A 19775-nucleotide genomic window follows, 5' to 3' on the forward strand; every position below is an offset into this window, starting at 1 on the left:
TGTCATCGACCGGCGAGCCCCGGCAGCGGCGCCGCGCCACCGATACCGGTGTCGACCGGCCCGATCGGACGCGGCGGCTTCGGCTTCGGCTTGGGCTTCGGCGTGACGATCTGGGTCGCCGCCGCGGCCCTGATCCCGGTGGCGACCGGCTTTCCGGCTGCGCCGGTCAGCGTCAGCTCGGTGCCCACCCGCACCCGGCCCGCGGGCGCGCCCTTGACCGCGCTGACCGTGAAGGCGCCGCCCCCCGTCCCCGAGGGGGCGAGGTTCGCCCCGGCCCGGCGCGTGTTGACGATCGAGCCGATCAGCGTGCCGTCGGCCCGGCGGGTCAGGTGCACCGTTCGTCCGTACGCCGTCACCCTCAGGTGCTGGGCCTTGAGCGTCTTCGGCCCCTTGAACGTCAGGACGGAGCCGGTACCGGGGTATGCCGGGCCGGTGGCGGGGTTGGTGAAGGTGGAACGGCCGCTGCCCGCCTTCGCTCCGGCCGTCAGCGTGTGCGTGACGGTGAGCTGCGCGCGTGCCTTGCCCGTCACGGCGAAGTCGTACCTCGTGCCGTCGACGGTGATGTCGTCGACGTACGTGTCCAGCGTCGCGGAGGGCGAGCCGAGAACGCCCACGTTCGCGATGACACCGAGCGCCCCGTCCCCGGCGTCCGTGCACGCGGCGGCGAAGTCGCTCATCGGCAGATCCTGGCTGGCTGCGGCGACGCCCGGGATCGCCCGGGAGGTGCGCAGCTGCGCGCTGCCGGTGACCTTGAAACGCTGCCAGGTGTTCGGCTTCACCCCGTGGTGGCCTGTGTCGTCGTTCGCGGCCCCCGGCTCGAAGCTGAGGGTGGTGAAGACGCCCTTGCAGGTGGTGGGGAACTGCAGGTTCGGGCCGTAACCCGTGGTGTTCGAGGCGCTCGCGTCCACGAACGACCGGTAGGAGATGCCCTTCGACACGAGGCCCTGCAACGGCTTCTTCGCAGGGAAGTAGCGGGCGGCCTGTGACTGCTGGCCGTTGCGCACCGCCAGGTGCAGGCTGCCGTTGTAGGAGTCGGGTGCCACCTTGGGCGACACCGCCTGGGTTCCCGGCGTCTTGGAGGAGTTGGACGGGTCGTCCTGCAGCCGGATCCACGGGCCCTTCGGCCCCAGGTCGGACGGATGGACGACGGAAGCCGTCGGCGCGGCGGCGGCCATGCCGACCGTCGAGGTCAGGACCGTGGCGGCGCACACCGCGGCGGCACAGACCTGTCCCGTACGACGACGGGCCGGGGAAACGTGAGTGCTCATGTCGTCGGATGTCCCCGCAACACGCCGTCCCCCTCGCACGAAAGCGCCATATCGACCCCGCATGGCCGAACTTCCTCGCCCGACAGGACTACGGGTTAGACAGGGCCACCGAGGCTGTACGCCTCGATGCCGGAACGCTTCTCAACTGCCCGGGGAAGTCAGCCGACCGGCCCGTACCCCGGCAGTCGTGCCGCTCCGTACCGGTCCCCCGCGTCCAGGGCCGCGGCAAGAACCGCCGCGTCGTCCAGTGACTCGGCACGGACAACGACGTCGGTACCCGCAGGCGACACCAGCGAGCGGGTGAACTCGATGACCGCCCAGGAGTCGCGCTCCCCGACTTCGGTCACGGCCCACTCGCTCGTGAACAAGCACAGCGGCCCGCGCCCTCTCCAGCGGAACACCGTGCCCGGGCGCCCGACGAGCCGGGAGTCGACGCCCAGGATGCGGCGGGTGCGGGTGCCGCTGCGGTAGGTCACCTGATCGCTCATCCGCGGTGCTCCCGACCGGCCGTCCGCGAGCGACGCGTACGTGAACGTGGGCTCGGCCCGCTTGCCGCTGAGCCACATCGGGAAGGACGAGCAGACGATGTGCCACGTTCCTGCCAGCTGCTGACTCGTCATGTCCGGCGCACTCATGGGACTTGACCCTAACCGGCCCCCTCCCACCCCCGAGGCAACGGGGTCCCCGGGGCCGACCCCGCCACCGACCCCGCCTGCGCAGCGTCACATGCCCAGGAGACCGCGGTACGTCCGATCAGCGGAACGGGCGTGCGATCCACGGTGCTTCAGCGACAGATGCACACGACGGGTTGCTAGACCTGCGGCACGGCGGTTCATACCTCGATGGCGTGAACGACCAATCCGAAGGCGCCACCAGGACGGATTCCGGACATGGACCACGACGTATCCCCCGCGCCGCTGCGCGGCATCAAACGGTTGTCCCTGGGAGCCCTGAGCGGCCTGATCGCGGGTTACGCCGCGATCGCGGTGGCGGAACTCGTCTCCGCCGCCGTCCGGCCCGAGTCCGGGCCGGTCATCGCGGTCGGCGGGGCCGCGATCGACAGGACGCCGCCGGCGGTCAAGGACTGGGCGATCCGGCACTTCGGGACGAACGACAAACTCGTCCTGCAGCTCGGCATTCTCACCGTGCTCACCGTGCTCGCCCTCGTCCTGGGAGCGCTGGCCACGCGGTGGCGGGTCATCGGTTCGCTCGGCGTGCTCGCCTTCGGCGTGGTCGGAGCCCTCGCCGCCACCGGACGGCCGGACTCGGTCGGGGTCCGCGACGCGCTGCCCTCGGTGGTGGGCGCCGTCGTCGCCGCGGGGCTGCTGTACTGGCTGATCGGACGGCTCGGACAGGCCGGCCGCTCAGCACACGCAGCGGACACTCCCGCTGCGGAGCACGACGACGCCGTGGCCACCGGCGGCAGTGCGACACCGGCACACCCCGCGGAGGATTCCGCAGCGTCCGGGTGGGACCGGCGCGGTTTCATCCTCGCCGCGACCGCCGCAGCCGCGGCATCGACGGGCGCCGGTCTCGCCGGACGGGCGCTCAACGGTTCCCAGGGCAAGAACGCCATCGCGTCCCGCAAGGACGTGGTGATTCCCGCACCGTCGTCCAGGGCCGCCCCGGTCCCGCGCGGAGCCGCCCTGCGCATCGACGGGATCAGCCCGTTCATGACGCCCAACGGGGACTTCTACCGCGTGGACACCGCGCTCGTCGTACCGAAGGTCGACGCCACCAGCTGGAAACTCCGCATCCACGGCAAGGGCGTCGCACGGGAACGGACGCTGTCCTTCGACGACTTGCTGAAGATGCCGCTCATCGAACGGAACATCACCCTGGCCTGCGTGTCGAACGAGGTCGGCGGCCCCTACGTCGGCAACGCCCGCTGGATCGGCGTCCGCCTGGCCGACCTCCTCAAGGAATGCGGAGTAAAGCCGCCCTCCGAGGGCGGCCCCGCCGACCAGCTGGTCGCCCGCTCGGTGGACGGCATGACCATCGGCAGCCCCGTCGAGGACGTCATGGACGGCCGGGACGCGATGCTCGCCGTCGGCATGAACGGACAGCCGCTGCCCTTCGAGCACGGCTTCCCGGTACGCATGCTGGTGCCGGGGCTGTACGGCTACGTATCGGCCTGCAAGTGGATCCAGGACATCGAACTCAGCACGTTCGACGACTACGACTCGTACTGGGTGAAGCGTGACTGGGCGCAGAAGGCACCCATCAAGACGCAGTCGCGCATCGACACCCCCAAGCCGTTCGGCCGCCCGAGGACCGGCACCGTCATGGTCGCCGGAGTCGCCTGGGCGCAGCACCGCGGCGTCGACAAGGTCGAGGTCCGCGTCGACGACGGGCCGTGGGAAGAGGCCCGTCTCGCGACCGAGGACACACGGGACACGTGGCGACAGTGGTCCTACCCCTGGCAGGCCACCAAGGGCGGCCACACCCTCACTGTCCGGGCCACGGACCGCACCGGCCGGACCCAGACCGACAAGCGCACCCCCACCATCCCCGACGGCGCCTCCGGCTGGCACTCCGTCGTCGTCACCGTCGACTGACCGGACAGGACCGACGACGCAGTGGAGCCCGGCGCCGGAAGAGGCCAAGGTGGTGAGTCACCGGTGTTTTCGACCTGTTCAACCGCTGCCCAGCGGTATCCGGAAGGGCGTACATGACGGAAGCCATCCACCGCGGACCCGACCCGTCCGGCGGCCCGGACCTGCAGAAACTGCTCGCCCGGGTCGCGCAGGGCGACCACGAGGCGTTCTCCACGGTCTACGACGCGGTGTCCGCGCCGGTGTTCGGGGTCGTGTGCAAAGTGCTGCGCGATCACGCCCAGTCCGAAGAAGTCGCCCAAGAAGTGTGGGTGGAAGTCTGGCGCACCGCGCACCACTACCGTGCCGAGCGGGGCACGGTGGTCAACTGGATCCTCACCTTGGCCCACCGGCGCACCGTCGACCGGATCCGCTCCGCGGAGGCGTCGGCCGCCCGCGACCACAAAGCGGCACTGCTGGCGCAGATGCCGGAGTTCGACGAGGTGAGCGAGCAGGTGGAGGCCGTCTTCGAGCGGGAACAGCTGCAGCGTTGTCTGCGTTCCCTCAGTGAGATCCAGCGTCAGTCCGTGACATTGGCCTACTACGGAGGCCTCACGTACAAAGAGGTCGCCGAGGCGCTGTCCGCGCCGCTGGGCACGATCAAGACGCGGCTGCGTGACGGTCTCATCCGTCTGCGCGACTGCCTGGGGGTGACCGCATGAGCGCCACGGACGATCTTCACACGCTGACCGGCGCCTACGCGCTGGATGCGCTCGACGCCGACGAACGCGCCGCCTTCGAACGGCACTTGGCCCAGTGCGAGGCCTGTACCCAGGAAGTACGCGAGCTGACCGCGACCGCGGGGCGGTTGGCGCTGGCGGTCACGGTGCCCGCACCGCCTCGCCTCAAGGCCCAGGTGATGGAGCAGATCGCCAACGTGCGCCAGGAGCACCCGCACGCACCGACGGGATCCCGGCAGCACGGCGCTCGACGCGGGCACGCCCTGCGGTGGGCGCTCGCTGCCTGTCTCGCCGGCGCCGCCGCCCTCGGCGGCACGACCCTGTGGCAGCACCACGAGGCCGACCAGGCACGCCAGGAAGCACAGGCCGCGCAGCGACAGGCCGCCGAGATCGCCGAGGTCCTTGCCGCGCCGGACGCCAAGGTGGCCTCCGCTGCGGTGCAGGGTGGAGCGCGAGGTTCCGTCGTGGTCTCGCACGACAGCGACAAGGCCGTCTTCATCGCCGCCGGCATGGCGGAGCCCCCGAAAGGCAAGGTCTACCAACTCTGGTTCGCCGAGGGGGACCACATGCGGGCGGCCGGACTGATGAACCCCGCGAGCGCCGACCAGAGCGTCCTCATGACCGGAGCTGTCGGTGACGCCTCCGGCATGGGCGTCACGCTCGAACCGGCCGGCGGCTCCCGGCAGCCCACCACCCAGCCATTGGCCCTGCTCCAGCTGCCGGCGTGAAGGCCTCCGCAGGCCCGCGTCAGCCGGACATCGTCAAGGGGTGCGCCGCGATGCGGCGCACCCCTTGAGTCTTGCTCCCCGCCTCCCCGCCCGGTCCGGTCGCGCGGTCAGCTCTTGGGCATCAGCACGGTGTCGATGATGTGGACGGTCGCGTTCGAGGTCTGCACGTCGCCGCAGACGATGCTCGCGCTGTCGTTCACCTTGTACTTCTCCCCGGAGCCGGACGTGGTGAGCATGCCGCCCTCCAGCGTCTTGAAGCTGCCGTCGGCCAGCTTGTCCTGCGTGACCTTCTCCCCCACCACGTGGTATGTGAGGATCTTGGTCAGCTGGGCCTTGTCGTTCATGACCTTGTCCAGGTCCGCCTTCGGCATCTTCGCGAACGCCTCGTTGGTCGGCGCGAACACCGTGATGTCCTTCGCGTTGTTCAGCGTGTCCACCAAACCGGCCTGCTTCACCGCCGAGACCAGCGTCGACAGGTCGGGGTTGTGCGAAGCGGCCGTGGCGACCGGGTCCTTGGCCATTCCCCCGAAGGAACCCGCGCCGTCCTTGGGAACCGAGGAGCACCCCGAGCCGAACGGTCCGGACATGTCGTCGGCCGACGCGGAGGGCGCCAGCACCGCCAGTGAGAACGGCAGGGCGAGCGCCGCCGTTCCGATCAGGATCCGGGTGCTTACACGATGAGCGGTCATGGCCAACACTCCTTTGCCGCGGGCGAGCGGGCCCGCCGGGCCCCGACGGGCCGGGGCCGGTGAGGGCACGGGCCACCGGGGATCGGTGCGTCCTGCGCGCCCTCACACCAGGAATTCGTCACCGCACCCGGTCCGGATTGCTCCGATTTGCGCCTTTTACGGTTCTGGCCAATCCGGAGTGATGTCCGGCGCCGGATTACCGCTGCAGGGCGCACCAGGCAGTGCGAACAGAAACAGACAGGACAGAGAGGCGCTCGCATGTCCATCCTTCACGCCAGGCCCTTGGCACACCCGCACGTGGAACTCGACGAGCATCTGCCCGTCGACCATCGTCTCAGCCAGGTCTACCGGTTCAGCGCCGCACTCATGGGGCTCTTTCTGGTGGCCTTCGGCATCCTGGGGACCGTCCACCGGATCGGCTTCTTCGGCACCGGCCCGCACACCGCCCTCGGCCTGAACACCAATGGAGCTCTCAGCATCCTGTCGGTCATCGTCGGGGCGGTCCTGCTGGCCGCCGCGGTGAAGGGCGGCAACACCGCATCCGACGTGAACATGATCCTCGGCATCGCCTTCCTGCTGGCCGGTTTCGCCTTCCTGTTCACGCTGGACAGCCGCTTCAACTTTCTCAACTTCCGCATGCAGAACGTCCTGTTCAGCTTCGGCGTCGGACTTCTGCTGATGACCGGCGGCATGTACGGAAGGGTCAGCGGCGGCCTGCCTCACGACAACCCCTACTGGCGCTCGCGACATGAGCAGTGACCACCGCGCCTCGGAGCGGCACATCTCCCCTCTGCGTCACTCTTTCGGGAAATGACCAATCCGACCCGGGCCACCGCACCGGATTCCCGGCGATGGAGGCAGATCGCCTTCACACAGCTGATCGTTGAGGAATTGCCATGCAGACTCGAGCCCGTCGTCTTGCCGTTGCCTTCGCTGCCGCCGCCATGCTGCCGCTGGCCCTGACGGCCTGCTCCGACAGCGACTCCAAGGACAAGGCATCCGACAGCGCCACCCCGGCCGCATCCAAGGGATCGGACATGGCCAGCCCGTCCGACGACATGGCGAGCAAGGGCGAACCGTTCGGACCGGCCTGTTCCTCCGTGCCCAAGGACGGAGCCGGTTCGTTCGACGGCATGGCCAAGGACCCCGTCGCCACCGCCGCCTCCCACAATCCGGCCCTGTCCACGCTCGTCACCGCGGTCAAGAAGGCCGGCCTGGTCGACACCCTCAACAACGCCCAGAACATCACCGTGTTCGCGCCGACCAACGACGCCTTCGCGAAGATCCCCAAGGCGGACCTCGACAAGGTCCTCAACGACAAGGCGATGCTCACCAAGGTCCTCACCTACCACGTCGTGGGCCAGAAGCTGGCGCCCAAGGACCTGGAGAACGGTTCCTTCGACACGCTGGAGAAGTCCAAGCTCACCACCTCAGGCTCGGACGAGAACTACAAGGTCAACGACAGCGCCAGCGTCGTCTGCGGCAACGTCAAGACCGCCAACGCCAACGTGTACATCATCGACACGGTGCTCATGCCCAAGAGCTGATCGAGGAGCTCAGGCCGCCCCGGCCGGTCCTGTGGCGACGCGCCGCTCACGCCGCCACAGGATTTCGCGAACGTCCCGAGGACCCGAGAAAGGGACGGCACCGGCAGGACCTGCACGTCAATCGAGAGGCGGCAGTTGGCCCCATAGCCAGTCAGCGGTCGAAGTCCTCTTCGAGGTAACTGTCCTGCTACTCAAGGAAGTTCTTGAGTTCCTCGCCGCTGTGCTGCGACATTTCCGCGACGTTCTCGAAGTACTCCTCCCTCGGGGCCCCGGGGGAAATGAGTATGAGCCTCGACATGGGCTTGTCCGTCACATTCTTGAAGGCGTGCAGACCGCGACCGGCACGTAAAGGAAGTCACCCGCACGGCCTGTCACCCACGTTTCGCCGTCGAACAGTGCGAGCTCCCCCCGACAGTACATAGAACGACTCGGACATCGCCCGGTGGAAATGGGGCCTGGCACCCGCGAAGCAGGCCCCGCCACGTGCCCCGTGTACAGCCCGAGTTGACCGCCGGTCGACTCGTGTGTGGCCATCCCGCGCCCAGGGGCCGCGGACCCAGGACCGGCGACGCGCCCCGGGAGGGCATCGAACATGAGAGGAGACCGGGGCAGCACATGGTTCGATGGTGGCCGGGCAGCCGCAAGTCGTACGGTGAACTGCGTTCAGGGGTGGAAGCGATGACAGAGCAGCCGGCAGCGTGTCACTGCCGTGCCGAGCGAAGGGCGCCATTGGCCCGCGCTTTCTCCTCTCAGGAGCATGCGAGCCCCGCCGACGCACGCCGGGCGGCGACCTTGTTCCTCGAGCATGCCCGCACGGTGCACGCCAGTCCGGTCAGTGAGCGGCTGAAGCAGATCAGTGAGCTGGCGGTCAGCGAACTCGTCACCAACGTGGCGAAGTACGCGCCGGGTCCCCATCTCCTCGAACTCGAACTGACGGACACCGTTCTGCGGATCACGGTGTGGGACAGCAGTACCGATCTGCCCCGGACCTATGGGGCAGATCCCGGCCGGCTGGGACAACACGGGCTGGAAATCGTCAACGCCCTCAGCCAGCAGCTGGAGATCCACCCGGACCGGGTCGGCAAACGCATCACTGCCACCGTGCCCGTCAGCGACAGTGCTCCCGGACCTGCCCAGAACCGCCCGAGCGTCTGACCCGCCCCGCAGATGCGGGCTGGGCGAGGGTCGGCCTCAGACCGTCCCGGTCACGGTCACCGTGATCCGGCAGGGCTCACCCGGCGCCAGCCGAGTCAGCTCTGCGGCGATGGCGAGGCGGGTGGTGCGGGTGATGTCGACGGCGCGGGTGTCCGCATGGATGACGATGTCGGCGCGCACGGTCCACGTCCCCTCATCGGCGCGCCGAACCTCCAGGCCGCCGCGCGAGTGCGCGGGTCGTGCGGTGTTCAGTGCGCCGCGCAGCCGGGTGGAGAGGTCCGGTTTGAGGAAGGCGACGCCCGGGACCTGTTCGATCACTGTGGCGATGTGTGCCGCGATGTCCGTGTGCGAGGTCATGCCGTGCCTTCGTCCGCGTTCTCGGCTGTGCCGATGAGGTCGGTGATGCGGATGTCCACTTCCGCGAGTGAGAAGCCGATGTGGGCATCGGCGGCCCGTTCGACTTCCGTCCTCACGTCGTCGGCGAGTCGCTGCAGGTCCGGCGTCGTGTCCGGGACCGTGATCTCGAGGCGTACGCGGACGTGGCCGCTGTCCGGGGCGGTGGGTGTCAGCTTGCAGGAGCCGGCGTGCACGCCGGGCAGGCGCTCCGCCGCCGACCTCACGGTGCGCGCCGCGACCGACTCCATGATCCACATCTCTTGCGGAGGATCGGCCAGGGGCAGGGGGCGGCCGGGTCGCAGTTCGAGGCGGACGACGTTCATCACACGTCGGGTCAGCGCGTCCGCAGCAGTGTCCTGATCCGGGTGCTGCCCGTCGTCCTCGTGATCCTTCAGACGGCTGACCGCCGTCTCGAGGTCTTGCAACTCCTGGACCGCCTGGCCGCAGTGAGGGCACGTCAGCTGGTGCTCGTCGGCGACCTGGTCCTCCCAGGCCTGCCAGACCTCGGCGAGGGGACGACCGCACGGCAGCAGCTCGTCGTCGGTGGCGCCCGGCTCGGGTGTGGGCGGATCGGTGAGGTTGCTCATCGCCAGGCCCCCAATGCGGTGGTCAGGGATCGACGGGCCCTGAAGACGCGGGCCCGTACTGCTTGCTCAGTGATGCCGATCGTCTCCGCGATGAACTCGTAGGAGCACCCGTCCAGTTCTCTGAGTATCCAACAGGCACGCTGTTCGACGGACAACCGGGACAGGGCCTGCCGCAAGTCCTGCATCGCGAAGTGGGCCTCGGCCAGACGGTCGGGAGCCACGGTGTGGCCGGGTGCCGCAGGTTCCGGCACGGACTCCAGGGGTGTCTGCGGTTTGCGCGCCCGCAGGACGTTGAGGCAGCGATTCGTCACGATCCGGTACACCCAGGTGCCGAAGCCTGCTTCGCCGCGGAATTCCGGCAGGCGCCGCCAGGCGCTGAGGAACGCCTCCTGCACGGCGTCCTCCGCGTCGGCACGGTCCTCCAAGAGCCGCGTGGCCAGGCGCAGCAGCGTGGGAGCGTGCCGCACGACCAGTTCGGCGAATGCCTCCTCGTCTCCCTCACCGGCCCGCACTGTCAGTTGTGCGTCACTGTGCCGACCGAGTGCGCTTGCGGTGTCCGCGGTGCTGGGGTGGCTGTAGGCCACGTACGACTCCTTCCCGCGGTGTGAGCGTTCCGACCTGAGCGGGGCCCGAGTGTGCAGGCACTCCACGCGCGGAGGCAAATCCGACCGTCCGTGCCGGTGTGCGGCACGCCGCTGTCCCCACCATGCCCGAGCGACACAGCTCAGGCCAGGAACACCTCGCCGATATGCGCGTGACAACCGGCCGGAACTCGCGGCGCCGCACCGGGCTACGACCTGGCGTTCGGGGCACTTCGGTGGAGAGACGAACGGACCCGCGGGCCGCCACGAAAGTTTCTCCGGCAGACGCGTCACAAGCACCGACCGGCGGGGTCCAAGTCCACACAGGCATCAACGCGCCGCGCTTCAACGGCGCCCGGAACCAGGAGATGTGGTTATGACGACACAGCAAGTTGCACCACCGCACCAGACTTCGCCGTCGGTGACGTCGAAGCTTCCCGGTTCGACGACCGAGGTGAGTCAGGGCCGCACGGGCGTGGACGAGCCGGCCTCCACGCGGGGCAAGACGTCCATCGCCGATGTGGTCGTGGTGAAGATCGCGGGCATGGCCGCGCGCGAGATCCCGGGCGTCCACGACATGGGCGGCGGTCTGTCGCGGACGTTCGGCGCGGTGCGAGAGCGCATCCCCGGCGGCCGGGCCAACGTGGGACGCGGCGTGAAGGTCGAGGTGGGTGAGCGACAGACCGCCATCGACATCGATCTGATCGTGGACTACGGCGTCCCGATCATGGAAGTGACCACGGATGTCCGCGAGAACGTCGTCTCGGCGGTCGAGCGGATCAGCGGACTGGAAGTGGTGGAGGTCAACATCACCGTCAACGACGTGTACCTGCCCGGTGACGACGAGCCTGCCGCCGGCACCGAGTCCCGCGTCTCGTAGCGCCGTCGACGGTCGGGCCCGGCACCCGGGCGCGTACGTCCGCGGTGGACCCAGGAGTGGAGGCACGAAGGTGAGTTTGGCGTTTCAGGGGATGCTGGCCGGCATGGCACTGGCGTTCGCCGGCTATTTCGGAGGGTTCGGGGCGTTCCTTCTCGTCGCCGCGCTCGGCGCCATCGGCTACGCCGTCGGCCTCTGGTGGGAGCGCGGCGGACGTCCGGACGACGTGCCCGGCATGTTCTCGCGGGGGCGGCGGTGACCGCCCCCGCCCTGCGCGGCACCACCGTCATCCGCGACAAGGCCGTGCGCAAGGTCGTCCAGCAGGCCGCCGCCGAGGCCGTGACCGGGCCTGCCCACGCAGTGAGCGCGTCCGCGACCGTCTCCGGGCGCCGTGCGACGGCGGGGGTGCGGGTGGCACTGCCCTATCCCGCCCCGTTGTCGCGCGAAGCACGCCGCGTGCAACGGCATGTGCTGGAACGCACCCGCGCACTGACCGGACTGCACATGTCCACGGTGCGCGTGGCGGTGACCCGGCTGACGGTGACGGCCCCGCCCGTCGGCTCCGCACCCGGCACGCCGGACATCCGCTCACCGCGACGCCGATGGTCCCAGCGACGCCTGCCCGCCGGCCTGGTACTCGTACTGGCGGCAGGCGTCACCCTCGCCTGCACGGTCGACGTCTTCCGCGTCCACATCACCGGGGCGCGACCGTCGCCCTGGCGTCGCACCACGGTGGACTGGCTCGCCGGCCACGGTCCGGGCGATCTACCGGTGACCATCGGCGCAACCGGCGCGGCGCTCGTCGGCCTGTGGCTCCTGGTACTCGCCCTCACGCCGGGCCGGCGTGGTCAGTTGATGCTCGCCGCGGCGGGCCCGGGGTGGAACGCGGCGATCGACCGCTCCGCCGTTGCCTCCCTGATCCGTGACGCCGTGAACGACGTGCCCGGCACCCAGGACGTCAAGGTCCGCGTGGGCCGACGCCGCATCAGGGTCCGCGGCGAGATCGCCTTCGGTGACGGTGCGACGGCACGCGCCCAGGCGCACGAGGCGGCCGCGGGCACGCTGACGGACTGCGATCTGCGCCGCGTACCGCGCCTGCGGATCGTCCTGCGTCCCGCCGTCACCTGGCAGCAGCCGGACACGCCCCAGGAAGCCTTGCCCGTCGCCCGAGAGGAAGCTGCGTGATCCGGCAACCGCGCAACGCCACCAACCGCCTGCTCCTCGGCGCCACGGGCCTGGTCCTGCTCGCCGCAGGCGTTTGGACGGCCACAGCATCCGACCGGTTGGCCGCACGCATGCCGTCGTGGTGGCCCCTGCCCCACGACCCCCTGCTCGACCGCACCCGTATGACGGAGTTGCGCGACCATTCCTGGTGGACGCCCACCGTGATGGCGGTCGGTGCCGTCGTCACCGTGGGGCTGATCCTGTGGTGGCTGGCCCAACTGGCCGTCCGGCGGCCGTCCCGGCTGGCCCTGGCCGCGCCCGACAGCCACCTGCACAGCACGGCCCTGGCGGACACCCTCAGCCGACGCGCCGAGACGATCGACGGTGTGACACGCTCGCGCGCCCGACTGGCACGTCACCGAGGCCGGATCCACGTACAGTTGCAGGTCCGTATCGAACCCGGCAGCAACCCGCGCACCGTACTCCAGCACGTGAACAACCTGATCTCCGAGGCGCAGGCGGCGGCCGTGCCCCATGACCTCACCGTTCAGGTCCGCGTCCACTCCACTCACCACAGAGCTGCCCATGTCCATTGACCCGATGCGTCTTCCCGCACCGGCGGCGACACACCGGACCAAGCTCATGCCGGGCACCTGGTGGCCCGCCCTGCGCCGTACTCCGCTGTCGCTGTGGAACGACGACATCACCGACTACGCGGCGGCGCTCACCTACTACGCCACTCTCGCGGTCCTGCCCGGACTCCTGGTCACCGTCGCCGCGTTCGGCCTCATCAGCCCGGGGACCGCGCAGTCCCTGATCGAGCATGTGACGGCCTACGCGCCGGGACAGGCGGGCAACCAACTGCACGAGTTGCTCACCCGGATGCTCCGGGAGAACTCCAGTGCCTGGACCATCATCGCCACGGGGCTGGTCAGCGCCGTCTGGTCGTCCTGCAGCTATCTGGCAGTGTGCCGCCGTGCCCTGCACCGCATGCACCGCGTCCCCGACCGCCGTACGCCGCTGTCCCGGGCGCACAGCACAGTGCTGACCGCCTTCGTGCTGCTCACCCTTCTCCTGATGACGGCGTTCGTCCTCGTGCTCAGCCACCCCGTCGCCGACGACATCGGGCGGGCCCTGCACCTCGACACCACCGTCGCCGTCGCCTGGGACCTGGCCCGCTGGCCGCTGCTGCTCGCCCTGGTCGTCCTGCTCGTGTCGACGGTCTTCCGCAACGGCCCCGCCACCGCGGCCGCGCGACACCGCACACTTCCCGGGGGGATACTCGCGGCCGTGCTGTGGCTGGCCGCGACGGGCGGATTCGCCCTCTACACCTCGGCACTCACCTCCTACAGCCGCCTGTACGGATCCCTTGCCGGCACCGTCGTGTTTCTCATCTGGCTGTGGCTGTCCAACCTCGCGCTGCTCACCGGCGCCCAGTTCACAGCCGAGCTCGGAAGGGCCGAAGCGGCGGCGGGCCGCTCCGCCTGAGCGGCCACCCCTGGGCGTATTCGCCGGAGGTGGGGCGGGATCCAGGGGGATCGGACGCCGCTCAGCTCTTCGGACAGGGTCCACAGTCGGTCCTGGAGCGCGAGGTCCTGCGAGGCCCGCGGGAGCCGACCACCACGGGATGTCCCTTGTTCTGCCGGAATCCCCACGGACCGCAACCTGCTCCGTGACCGCTCGCTGATCGCCATCGCGGTCTCCGCCTGACAAGCACGTCCACGGGCCCGGCCCGCCGGCTCCGCTAGGGATGAGTCGAGCTGCCGTCGCGCGTCCCGTCGGCCTGCTCCGTCTCCGTGCGGCGGGGGTGGGGCGGGCTGGTTCCCTCGAGCTGGGTCACCGAACCGTCGTCGAAGACTTCCTGGATGGCGCGGGCGATCAGGGGGGCGATGGGCAGTGTGGTGACGTTGGCGGCCTGCGCAAGGCTCTGTGGCAGCGGCAACGTGTCGGTGAACAGGAACTCGGCGACCGCCGAGTCGCGCAGGCGTTGCGGTGCGGGGTCGGAGAGGACGGCGTGGGTGGCCGCGACGATGACCTCGCGGGCCCCGTGGTCGTGGAGTGCGTCCGCGGCAGCGCAGATGGTTCCGGCGGTGTCGACCATGTCGTCGACCAGGACGCAGGTGCGGTCCTGGATGTCACCGACGACGGAGATGGCTTTCACGCTGTGCGCGGTGCGCGGGTCGCGCCGCTTGTGGACGATCGCCAAGGGTGCTCCCAAGTGCTGGGACCACTGATCGGCGCGGCGCACGCCTCCCGCGTCGGGGGAGACGATCGTCAGCTGGTCCGGGGAGTGGTGAGCGGCGACGTGGGCGGCGAGCACGGGCAGGGCGAAGAGGTGGTCGACGGGCCCGTCGAAGAAGCCCTGGATCTGAGCGGCATGCAGGTCGACGCACATCAGACGCTCGGCGCCCGCGCGCTGGAGGAGATCGGCGACCAGACGGGCGGAGATGGGTTCTCGCCCGAGGTGCTTCTTGTCCTGTCGGGCGTAGGGGTAGAACGGGGCGATGACGGTGATGCTGCGCGCCGAGGCCCGCTTGAGTGCGTCGATCATGATGAGTTGTTCCATCAGCCACTGGTTGATGGGCGCGGTGTGGCTCTGCAGGACGAAGCAGTCGGCTCCTCGCGCCGAGGCGTCGTAGCGGATGTAGATCTCGCCGTTGGCGAAGTCCCGGGCTTGTGTGGGGGCGGGTTCCAGGCCGAGGCAGGCGGCTACCTCGGTGGCGAGTCGGGGGTGGGCGCGTCCGGAGAAGAGCATGAGCTTGCGCTCTCCGGTGGTCTTGTTGTGGATCATGCGGCGCCGCCGGTGCCGGCCTCGACGTGGTCGATGAGGGCGGCGAGGCCAGGGGCGAACACGTCGTGGGTGAAGGTGTTCTTGAGGTGTTCGCCGTCCTCGGCGCGCAGCGGGGTGAAGTCGGCGGTCCAGGTGACGTGCGTGCCCTCGCCGTGAGGAGCGGGAGTCAGGTCGATGGTGGCGGTGTAGGAGGTGACGGCGAAGGGGGCGTGGACGAACTCGTAGGTGCACCGCCCTGGTGCGGCCGTCAGGTCCACGAGGCGTTCGGTGATGGTGTGTCCGTCGGTCGTGGTGAGTGTTCTGAGCTGGCCCGGCCGGGAAGGGGTGGCGGGGCCGCCGGCGTGGTGGCTGCTGGCGATCAGCGGGTGCCAGCTGTCGATGGCGTCGAAGGCGGCGATGTAGGGCCAGATCTCCTCGGGGCTCGCGGGCAGGACGGCGCCGGCCTCGGCGCGCAGCCGGGGTTCGGGGGCCACGTCGACGATGGTGAAGTCGTCGTAGTGGAAGGAGGGCGCCACGATGCAGCTGACCAGGGTGCCGTCCTCACCCAGCGGGTAGGCGGCCTGCCAGTGGTCTGCCGGGACCACGGCCTGCGGGCGGGCTCCGTGCTCGATGTCGGGGCCGAGGTCGATGGTGGTGACCTGCGAGAGGTCGGGTTGCGGGCCCGGCGGGGCGAGCGCCAGGCGCAGCGGGCCGCCGCGGTGCCACAGCCATGCCTCGTCCGAAGTGACCCGGTGCCAGCGGGAGTTCTGTCCGGCGGGGAGGTAGTAGTAGATGCCGCTGGCGGCGGCCCGCGGGCCGCTGTAGCCGGGCGGCTGGTAGTCGACGTCGCGGCCGGTCTTCCAGGTCTGGGCGTACCAGCCGCCTTCCTCGTGCGGCGTCATGCCGAGCAGTTCGGCGAGCGTGGGGCGCGTGACATCACTCATGCGGGGTCCTCGGCGGTCGGCTGGGTGGGAAGCTGGGGGCCGTAGCGGTCGTAGTAATCCTCCAGGAGGCGACTCTCCTGGAGGACGGCGTCGGTGCGTTCGACGTTGTGCCCGTCGCTGAAGCCGTGATCGTCGCGTGCCAGCGTGCAGGCGCCGACCAAGAGGGCTGCCAGTGTCAGGTCGGAGTGGCGGTTGTGCACGCTCTCGGCGTAGTGGAAGTTCACCGGGAAGCCGTGGGCCAGGACGGTGGCACGTGCTCCGTGCGGCAGGACGTAGGTGGTCCCGGCGAGCCCTTCGTCCTCCACCGCTTCCGCGGCGTCGCGCAGTGCGGGGAGCGGGAATTCGCCGTCGCGGGAGGTGACGCTGGCCAGAAAGGTTTCCGCGGGCAGTTCGCGCAGGTCGTCGTCGCTGAGGGCCTGCCGGCCGGTGGCTCCGATGATCAGTATCGGCCGGTGGTGGCCGATGAGTCGGGCCAGGCTCTTGTGGGTGACGTAGCCGGCTTCGTGGGCGACCACCATCCGCATGAGTTCCCGGTCGAAGACGGCCACCCGCATCCGCAGGCCCCGCAGGACGTGCGCGATCTCGCTGCCCACCTGGCCGTAGCCGATGACGAGTGCCGGCTGCCCCTCCACCTTGTGCGGTGGCATCAGTTCCATGATGCGGCGCACCGCGGCGTCGGCGATCCAGTACGACTCGATCGTGCCCTTGATCCGGGACTGGGCCACCGAGAACACCGGCAGGGCGATCCGGCCCTCGTAGGGTTCCAGTTTGAAAATGCCGGACATGGTCTGCTCGACGAGGCCCGCGCAGGCGGCGAGTTGCTCGGGCAGCTGATCGATGAGGGCGGGTACGGCGTATCCGCCGTCGTCGATGATGACGGCCTTGAGGCCGCTCTCGCGCGCCAGAGTGCTCTGGTGGGCCAGCGCCTCGGCGATGTCGGCGGAAGGGAAGAAGGCGATCCGGTGCTCCCGCAGGTGTGCGACGACCCGAGCACGGGACTTGTACGGGTAGCCCTTCTCCACGACGACCAGGGTCTCCGGGGCCGCGCCCAGCCGCATCGCGCTGGCGAGCATGCCGGTCAGGTCCTCGAGGAAATGCGCCATGATCAGCAGGACGGTGCCGGCCAGGGGACGGTCGGTGATCCGGTCGGCGAGGCCGAGCGTCAGCGGCATCTGACCGGCGACCAACTCCAACTCGGAGTCGCTGAAGGGGACTTGGCGTAATGCCTCGACGAGCGCCGCTTCCTGGTCGGCGGTCAGTGAGCCGCGGCGCAGAATGCTCAGGACCAGCAGGTGCGTGCCCGGGGTGTGCGCGGCAGGCGGGGCGGCCTCGCCCACGACCAGCTGGATGCGGGCACCGTCCGCCAGGTCGATCTGTGCCGTGAGCGGGCCCTGCGCGGTGAACTGCGCGGCATCGGGGTCAGGCAGCGCCTCACGCACCCTGCACGAGGCTGCTTGCAGAACACGAGCGGGCTCGGCGCCGGCCAAGGCGACATCCACGGTCGTCACCGGCCCTCCGCCACTACTCCCCCCGTCCTCACCCAGGGGCCGCTCTTCATCGTCCAAGGAATTCTTGAGCTGGCGCACCATGTCTCCGGTGGGTTTTCGCGGTCAGGAGGAAAAGAACCCTGACTCATCGCTCAGAACACCTGCTCCGCCACCACCTGTGTCACCCCTGGCGTGCGAAGCATCAAGGTCATCGCGTGAGTGCACCGGCGCGCCCCGGGAGTGCGCCAGTGCGCACCCCGTTCAACAACCCGAGCAGCAGACTTCGTACGCCGCGCACGCCCCGGACGGAGTGCGCGCTACCGGTTCACCCGCGGCCGGTCTGGCGCCACGCCGACGCCTGCTGCGCACACTGAGGCGATCGCCGTCCCGCGGCGCGACACCGACCGGGGTGCTGAACCTCGCCTCGGTCGCGCGGACACGGCCCCGCCGACCCAGCGGCGTATCACTCACCCCGCACCGCGGGCCTCCCGCCGACCGAGGACCCCTCGTCCGCCCGCCGATCCCCCGGAGCACAAGCCATGACCGTTCATGACTCAGCGCCGCCCTGGTGGAGCCAGGCCGTCTTCTACCAGGTCTATCTCAGGAGCTTCGCCGACGGCAACGGAGACGGGGTCGGCGACCTCGCCGGACTGCGCGCCCGACTGCCCTACCTCAAGGCCCTGGGCGTCGACGCACTGTGGGTGACCCCCTGGTACGCCTCCCCCATGGCCGACGGCGGCTACGACGTGAGCGACCACCGTGCCATCGACCCGCTGTTCGGCACCATCGAGGAGGCCGAGTCGCTGCTGGCCGAGACACACGAGGCCGGCCTGCGCATGGTCCTCGATCTGGTCCCCAACCACTGTTCGGAACAACATCCCTGGTTCCGCCAAGCGACTGCGCAGGGCCCCGGCGCACCTGCACGCGACCGCTTCTGGTTCCGTCCGGGCAAGGGACCCGACGGCTCCCGGCCTCCCAACGACTGGCCCTCCCAGTTCGGCGGACCGGCCTGGACGCGGATCACCGAACCGGACGGCACCCCCGGCCCCTGGTACCTGCACCTGTTCTCCCGCCACCAGCCCGACCTCAACTGGAACCACCCCGACGTCCGCGCGGACTTCGCCCACACCGTCCGCTTCTGGCTCGAACGCGGGGCGGACGGATTCCGCGTCGACGCGGCACCCTTCCCCGCCAAGGACCCCGCCCTGCCCGACGTCGACCCAGACGCACCGCCGGCCCAACTCCCCTACCAGGACCGGCACCACGTCCACGAGATCTACCGAGCCTTGCGTGCCCTGAGCGACAGCTACCCGGGAAACCGTTTCCTCATCGGCGAGGTCCACCTGCCCACCACCGCACAACGCGACCGCTACGTCCGCGCCGACGAGCTCCACTGCACCTTCAACTTCCCCTATCTCACCAGCGGCTGGCGCGCCGGGGAACTCCGGCAGATCATCGCCGACTCGCTCACCGGCAGCCAGGACGTCATCGCGCCGACCGCCTGGGTCCTGTCCAACCACGACACCGTGCGCCACCTCACCCGCTTCGGACGTGAGGACAGCTCCTTCCACATGGACGGCACCTTCGTCGCCGGGCCCCTCGACACCCACCACCGCGCCGGCTACACGCGCGCCCGGGCCGCCCTCCTGCTCACCCTCGCCCTGCCCGGGCCCGCCTTCCTCTACCAGGGCGAAGAACTCGGTCTCGCCGAGGTCGACGACCTCCCCCTCACGTCCGTCCACGACCCCGCCGGCAACCGCCCCAACGCCCCCGCCCAGGGCCGCGACGGCTGCCGCGTCCCCCTGCCCTGGTCCGAGGACACCCCGCCCTTCGGCTTCACCAGCCACGACACGGCCTGGCTCCCCCAACCCGCCTCCTGGCACCGCCTCACGGCCCAACGCCAAGAGGGCGATCCCACCTCCATGCTCCACCTGTACCGCAACGCCCTGGCCTGGCGCGCCGACCACATGCCGTCGCTCACCGCTCCCCTGGCGTGGCTCGACCTGGGCGACGACGTCCTGGCCTTCACCCGCGGAGCCTTCACCTGTGTCGTCAACTTCGGCGAATACCCCATCCCCCTCCCCCACGCGAACGACGTACACCTCACCAGCTCGCCCCTGAACAACGACCAACTCCCCCAGGACGCCTGCGCATGGCTCACGCAGGCCGGTCGCTCCGCACCGCAGCAGGCGCCGGGATCACGCCAAGGTCCCGTGCTTGGACGCGAAGACGGTGCGGCTTCTTGAGTCGCGCGTGGACGCGGTGAGCAGCCCGGCACTCCACCGACACGGTGGGAAACGGGGACGGG

General features: G+C 69.9%; 20 protein-coding genes and 1 pseudogene. 12 read left to right on the plus strand and 9 right to left on the minus strand.

Annotated features, from left to right (window positions below; all coding sequences use genetic code 11):
- Window positions 1-2: 2 nt before the first annotated feature.
- Both G3I40_RS30435 and G3I40_RS30440 read right to left on the minus strand, forming a co-directional pair.
- A complete protein-coding gene (locus G3I40_RS30435; protein ID WP_164305841.1) occupies window positions 3-1268 on the minus strand; it encodes a hypothetical protein in 1266 nt (421 codons plus the stop codon).
- Window positions 1269-1426: 158 nt separating this feature from the next.
- The gene (locus tag G3I40_RS30440) at window positions 1427-1903 is read right to left on the minus strand and encodes a hypothetical protein (RefSeq protein ID WP_164305842.1); all 477 of its coding nucleotides are present in this window, start codon (window positions 1901-1903) and stop codon (window positions 1427-1429) included.
- 255 nt (window positions 1904-2158) lie between these two features.
- Here G3I40_RS30440 and G3I40_RS30445 point away from each other — a divergent pair, with 255 nt between their 5' ends.
- The 3 genes from G3I40_RS30445 to G3I40_RS30455 all read left to right on the plus strand — a co-directional run bounded on the left by G3I40_RS30445 (window position 2159) and on the right by G3I40_RS30455 (window position 5270).
- Window positions 2159-3826 (plus strand): molybdopterin-dependent oxidoreductase, encoded by a 1668-nt coding sequence (locus G3I40_RS30445; RefSeq protein WP_164305843.1) that lies wholly within the window; start codon window positions 2159-2161, stop codon window positions 3824-3826.
- 113 nt (window positions 3827-3939) lie between these two features.
- Window positions 3940-4524, plus strand: coding sequence for a sigma-70 family RNA polymerase sigma factor (locus G3I40_RS30450; protein WP_164305844.1), 585 nt, complete (start codon window positions 3940-3942; stop codon window positions 4522-4524).
- Window positions 4521-5270, plus strand: coding sequence for an anti-sigma factor (locus G3I40_RS30455; RefSeq protein WP_164305845.1), 750 nt, complete (start codon window positions 4521-4523; stop codon window positions 5268-5270). Before G3I40_RS30450 ends, G3I40_RS30455 begins: the two co-directional genes overlap by 4 nt.
- Before the next feature lie 107 nt (window positions 5271-5377).
- Here G3I40_RS30455 and G3I40_RS30460 read toward each other — a convergent pair whose 3' ends face one another.
- Window positions 5378-5959: a fasciclin domain-containing protein gene (locus G3I40_RS30460; protein WP_164305846.1), complete on the minus strand. Its 582-nt coding sequence runs from the start codon at window positions 5957-5959 to the stop codon at window positions 5378-5380.
- Window positions 5960-6217: 258 nt separating this feature from the next.
- Here G3I40_RS30460 and G3I40_RS30465 point away from each other — a divergent pair, with 258 nt between their 5' ends.
- The 3 genes from G3I40_RS30465 to G3I40_RS30475 all read left to right on the plus strand — a co-directional run bounded on the left by G3I40_RS30465 (window position 6218) and on the right by G3I40_RS30475 (window position 8661).
- Window positions 6218-6718, plus strand: coding sequence for a DUF4383 domain-containing protein (locus G3I40_RS30465; RefSeq protein ID WP_164305847.1), 501 nt, complete (start codon window positions 6218-6220; stop codon window positions 6716-6718).
- Window positions 6719-6855: 137 nt separating this feature from the next.
- A complete protein-coding gene (locus G3I40_RS30470; RefSeq protein WP_164305848.1) occupies window positions 6856-7506 on the plus strand; it encodes a fasciclin domain-containing protein in 651 nt (216 codons plus the stop codon).
- A 615-nt stretch (window positions 7507-8121) separates the two neighbouring features.
- Complete coding sequence (locus G3I40_RS30475) at window positions 8122-8661, plus strand: ATP-binding protein (protein ID WP_239092031.1); 540 nt, start codon at window positions 8122-8124, stop codon at window positions 8659-8661.
- A gap of 36 nt (window positions 8662-8697) precedes the next feature.
- Here G3I40_RS30475 and G3I40_RS30480 read toward each other — a convergent pair whose 3' ends face one another.
- The 3 genes from G3I40_RS30480 to G3I40_RS30490 are packed head-to-tail and all read right to left on the minus strand — an operon-like array spanning window position 8698 to window position 10228.
- Window positions 8698-9018, minus strand: coding sequence for a hypothetical protein (locus G3I40_RS30480; protein WP_164305849.1), 321 nt, complete (start codon window positions 9016-9018; stop codon window positions 8698-8700).
- On the minus strand, window positions 9015-9644 hold the full coding sequence (locus G3I40_RS30485; RefSeq protein WP_164305850.1) for an Asp23/Gls24 family envelope stress response protein: 630 nt from the start codon (window positions 9642-9644) through the stop codon (window positions 9015-9017). The genes G3I40_RS30480 and G3I40_RS30485 overlap by 4 nt, the downstream gene beginning before the upstream one ends.
- The gene (locus tag G3I40_RS30490; RefSeq protein ID WP_164305851.1) at window positions 9641-10228 is read right to left on the minus strand and encodes a sigma-70 family RNA polymerase sigma factor; all 588 of its coding nucleotides are present in this window, start codon (window positions 10226-10228) and stop codon (window positions 9641-9643) included. Before G3I40_RS30490 ends, G3I40_RS30485 begins: the two co-directional genes overlap by 4 nt.
- A 373-nt stretch (window positions 10229-10601) precedes the next feature.
- On the opposite strand from G3I40_RS30490, the gene G3I40_RS30495 reads away from it, so the two are divergent.
- The 5 genes from G3I40_RS30495 (at window position 10602) to G3I40_RS30515 (ending at window position 13754) form a co-directional block, all read left to right on the plus strand.
- Window positions 10602-11105: an Asp23/Gls24 family envelope stress response protein gene (locus G3I40_RS30495; protein WP_164305852.1), complete on the plus strand. Its 504-nt coding sequence runs from the start codon at window positions 10602-10604 to the stop codon at window positions 11103-11105.
- 70 nt (window positions 11106-11175) lie between these two features.
- The gene (locus tag G3I40_RS30500; protein ID WP_164305840.1) at window positions 11176-11361 is read left to right on the plus strand and encodes a hypothetical protein; all 186 of its coding nucleotides are present in this window, start codon (window positions 11176-11178) and stop codon (window positions 11359-11361) included.
- On the plus strand, window positions 11358-12287 hold the full coding sequence (locus tag G3I40_RS48000; protein ID WP_164305853.1) for a DUF6286 domain-containing protein: 930 nt from the start codon (window positions 11358-11360) through the stop codon (window positions 12285-12287). The genes G3I40_RS30500 and G3I40_RS48000 overlap by 4 nt, the downstream gene beginning before the upstream one ends.
- Entirely contained in the window at window positions 12284-12862 is a 579-nt protein-coding gene (locus G3I40_RS30510; protein WP_164305854.1) for a hypothetical protein, read from the plus strand. The genes G3I40_RS48000 and G3I40_RS30510 overlap by 4 nt, the downstream gene beginning before the upstream one ends.
- A 4-nt stretch (window positions 12863-12866) precedes the next feature.
- Entirely contained in the window at window positions 12867-13754 is an 888-nt protein-coding gene (locus tag G3I40_RS30515) for a YihY/virulence factor BrkB family protein (RefSeq protein WP_164305872.1), read from the plus strand.
- Window positions 13755-14094: 340 nt separating this feature from the next.
- On the opposite strand, the pseudogene G3I40_RS30520 reads toward G3I40_RS30515, so the two are convergent.
- The 3 genes and pseudogenes from G3I40_RS30520 to G3I40_RS48195 all read right to left on the minus strand — a co-directional run.
- Window positions 14095-15057, minus strand: a pseudogene (locus G3I40_RS30520) (ribose-phosphate diphosphokinase); the annotation flags it as partial.
- Window positions 15054-15980 carry a cupin domain-containing protein gene (locus tag G3I40_RS30525; RefSeq protein ID WP_164305856.1) on the minus strand — a complete coding sequence of 309 codons (927 nt, stop codon included), beginning with the start codon at window positions 15978-15980 and terminating at the stop codon, window positions 15054-15056. The pseudogene G3I40_RS30520 and the gene G3I40_RS30525, both read right to left, overlap by 4 nt.
- Window positions 15977-17419 carry an NAD(P)-dependent oxidoreductase gene (locus tag G3I40_RS48195; RefSeq protein WP_164305857.1) on the minus strand — a complete coding sequence of 481 codons (1443 nt, stop codon included), beginning with the start codon at window positions 17417-17419 and terminating at the stop codon, window positions 15977-15979. The genes G3I40_RS30525 and G3I40_RS48195 overlap by 4 nt, the downstream gene beginning before the upstream one ends.
- Window positions 17420-18006: 587 nt before the next feature.
- On the opposite strand from G3I40_RS48195, the gene G3I40_RS30535 reads away from it, so the two are divergent.
- Window positions 18007-19713, plus strand: coding sequence for a glycoside hydrolase family 13 protein (locus G3I40_RS30535; protein WP_164305858.1), 1707 nt, complete (start codon window positions 18007-18009; stop codon window positions 19711-19713).
- Window positions 19714-19775 lie beyond the last annotated feature (62 nt).

It is taken from the genome of Streptomyces sp. SID14478 (genome assembly GCF_010548525.1).
Taxonomy (GTDB): domain Bacteria; phylum Actinomycetota; class Actinomycetes; order Streptomycetales; family Streptomycetaceae; genus Streptomyces.